This is a genomic window from Hymenobacter coccineus (genome assembly GCF_001816125.1).
GTDB classification, from domain to species: domain Bacteria; phylum Bacteroidota; class Bacteroidia; order Cytophagales; family Hymenobacteraceae; genus Hymenobacter; species Hymenobacter coccineus.
Genome location: NZ_MDZA01000218.1, coordinates 1 through 3,099, shown reverse-complemented (window position 1 = coordinate 3,099; position 3,099 = coordinate 1). Strand labels below are relative to the sequence as shown.

Here is a 3,099-nt window from a genome sequence, read left to right as displayed (position 1 = left end):
CCCAGCACTTTGTTCTGAACGTGCGGCGCGTCCTGCGCCTGCGCGGTGGCGGCAATACCCAGCGCGCTGAACAGCAACAAGGACTTGGCAGAGTAATGTTTTTTCATAAATGAAGGGTGGGTAAGGGAAATATGAGGAAGCAAGTGCTTTACGGCCACTCAAACGCCCCGCAACTTAGGTTTTTTTTCTAATTAAAAGCGTGTTCGCCTTCCAATAATTCTACAAAAGCCAAAATCTTGTTAACCTATCCTTCACCTTGGATCAATCAACTATTACGTCGGGATCATAATTTTGCAACAAATGATTATTATTGTACTTATCAAATAATTAATACGGTTTTTAAGTGAGATGATCGGTAGCCGACACGGCCTGAATTTTTCAAGCCCAGCCCCAAGTCACTCTCCTCAATTTTAGAGCCCATGGTATGCGGCGAAAGCACATGGCCGAGCCCGCAGCCACAGCGCCGGCGGCGGATATCCAGGCCCTCAAGTGCGAGCCGTTGCGAGCCGTGGGCGCCACGGACGGGGTGCCGATCTTGACCAGGGCCCCGGCGCTGGCGGTGCTGCCGATGGTGGCGCAGTGCACATCGGCCCAGGCCTTACTGCTGCTGAACTACGCCAGTGGCCGCTGAGCCCGCCACTAGCCGCCAAAGGAAAGGAGGGCCCCCAGCAGTGCTGGGGGCCCTCCTTTTACGCATTGTTTCTCAGCTTCCTAGTGCTTCACAAACTTGTCGTGGAACACCTTCTGGCCGTCGCTCACGGTGAGGGTGTAAAGGCCGTTGGCCAGGCCCGACACGTCGAGCACGCCCTCGGCGTAGGGCACGGCGCGCAGGGCCCCGCGCACGTCCGTCACCTGCACCGAAGCGACGGTGGCGCGGCCGGGCAGCACCAGGCGCAGGGCGTCGGTGGCGGGGTTGGGGTAGAGCTGGAGGGCCTGGGCTACTTCGTTGCCGAGCGGCGTGCCAGTGAGGGTGGCCGGCTCGGCAGCAATGGCGGCGCCACCGCTGATTTTCAGCGTGTAGTCCTCAGTTTCGCCGTAGCTGTAGCTGCCGCAGCTAGTGGTGGCGCTGGCGTCGCTCATAATGATGCGCAGGCGGGTGCTGCCGGTTTTGGCCGTGGTGGGCACCGTGAAGGTGCTGGTGAGGGTGCCGGCGCTGCTGCTGCTGCCGCTCACAATCAGCTCGCCGGTGTCGGTAAAGTCACCGTCCTGGTTGTAGTCGATGTACACTTTCCAGTACTCGGTGTAAGCGGTGCTGGCAAAGCCAGCCGAGAAGCTGATGGTCTGGCTGGAGCCAGCGGCCACGGTGGTGCTCAGGGCCGTGCCGTTGTAGTAGCCGCCGTCGGCCCCCGAGGTGCGGCTGATGGTACCCAGCTTCACCAAATCCACCCACTCGTAGGCCTGGCTGCCGCCTTTGATGGTGCAGTAGGTGGCGCCGGCGGGCGGCGTGGTGGTGGTGCCCACGCCCACGGCCGTCCAGGCGTTGGTCACGGCCACGGTTTGGGCCGAGGAGGCCCCGAACAGGTCGGTGGCCGCCTGGATGGAGTAGGTGCGGGCCTGGGCGTAGGTGGAGGAGGCCGTCATGTACACGTCTTCCATGCGGAAGGTGATTTTGGCGGCGTCGGCCAGGCCGATGCCGACCACGCTGTAGGCCGTGCCGGCCTCGTTGGTGCCCGACTTGCCCACGGCAATCAGGTAGTACCAGTAGTTGAGCACGCCCGAGTTGGTGTGCACGCCGCCCTGGTCGTTGGCGTTGGACGGCGATGTGGTGGTGGCGGCCCAGTACTTGCCTTTGTAGAGGGCGGGCTGGCCGTACAGGTTGGGGTTGCTCATGGAGCGCAGGGCCCCGCCGGCCTTCATGATGTCCTCGCCAATGTCCCAGGTCGATTTGGTGAGGCCGAGCTTGTCGCAGGTAAACTTCTCCACGCTCGCGCCCCAGATGTCGGACAAGCCCTCGTTCATGGCCCCCGACTCGTTGGCGTAGGTGAGGTTGGCGGTGTTTTCGCACACGGCGTGGCCAATTTCGTGGCCGCATACGTCCAGCGCCGTTAGCGGCTTGAAGGTGGTGGCTCCGTCGCCGTAGGTCATCACCGAGCCGTTCCAGTAGGCATTCTCGTAGCCCGCGCCCCCGGGCACATCGTCGAAGTGCACGTAGCTCTTGATTTTGGCGCCCGCGTTGTCGTAGCTGCTGCGGGCGTGCACGGCTTTCCAGTAGTCGTAGGTGCTTTGGGCCCCGAAGTGGGCGTCGCCGGCCACGTTGTCGAAGGCGGCGTTGTTGTATTCGGTGGCCGTCCAGTTGTTGTCGGCGTCGGTGAAGTCGGTGGCCGCCGTGTAGCTGTTGCCCTTCTTGCAGTTGTAGGTTTCGATGCCCAGGCCGCGGGTGTACTCGCGCAGGTGGTAGCCGCCGGTGGCCGTTTCGGTGGCCAGCGCGCGGCTGCCGCTGTACGCGGTGGCGAAGGTAGCCGTGGCGCCGGTGGCGTGCTTGATGATGTTGTCTTGCAGCACCACTTTGCCGCTGCGCGCATCCACGTAGATGTAGGCGCGGCTCACCGGCTGCTGGGCGTAAATGTTGAACTTATAGGCCAGCACGGGCTGGTCGGTGGCCGCGTCGCGCACAATCACCAGCTCGCCCTGGGGGCGGTAAGTGGCGGCGGGGTCGCGCAGGTCGGCCTTCAAGCCGGCCTCGGCGGCGGCGTCCTGCCACATGTACTTGGTGGCGCCTACGTAGCCCAGGGCCCCGTCGAGGGCGGCAGCCACGCTCAGCGTGGGCGTAATGCTCAGGCCGCCCAGCTGCTCATAATCCCCGCTGATGCTCTCCACCACGCCGCCCCGGGCGTGCACCGTGTAGGCGGCGTGCTCCACCCGGATGCCCTTGTAGTACTGGGCAAATTTCTGGTGGGTGAAGCCCAGCGCGTCGGTTTCCACGCGGGTGGGCCGCAGCTGGTCGTCGGGGCCCAGGCCCAGCTGCTGGCGTAGCAGCTGCGCGCCGTCGGCGGGGCCCCGGTAGGCGACTTTACCGGCGGCGGCGAATTGAATTAATTCGGGCTGGCCGTGGGGCCCCAGCACTTTGTTCTGAACGTGCGGCGCGTCCTGCGCCTGCGC

Annotated in this window: 2 protein-coding genes; one reads left to right on the top strand and one right to left on the bottom strand. The window is 63.8% G+C overall.

Annotated features, from left to right (window positions below; genetic code table 11):
• The first annotated feature begins 424 nt into the window (after nucleotides 1-424).
• On the top strand, nucleotides 425-631 hold the full coding sequence (locus BEN49_RS13015) for a hypothetical protein (RefSeq protein WP_125916407.1): 207 nt from the start codon (nucleotides 425-427) through the stop codon (nucleotides 629-631).
• A gap of 80 nt (nucleotides 632-711) precedes the next feature.
• Here BEN49_RS13015 and BEN49_RS13010 read toward each other — a convergent pair.
• Nucleotides 712-3,099 (bottom strand): M4 family metallopeptidase (locus BEN49_RS13010; RefSeq protein ID WP_070744082.1); only part of this gene is annotated, 2,388 nt, incomplete at its 5' end.

What these genes read in the sequence shown, in the direction of transcription:
- BEN49_RS13015 (WP_125916407.1), top strand. Translation starts at nt 425, where the DNA reads ATGCGGCGAAAGCACATGGCCGAGCCCGCAGCCACAGCGCCGGCGGCG.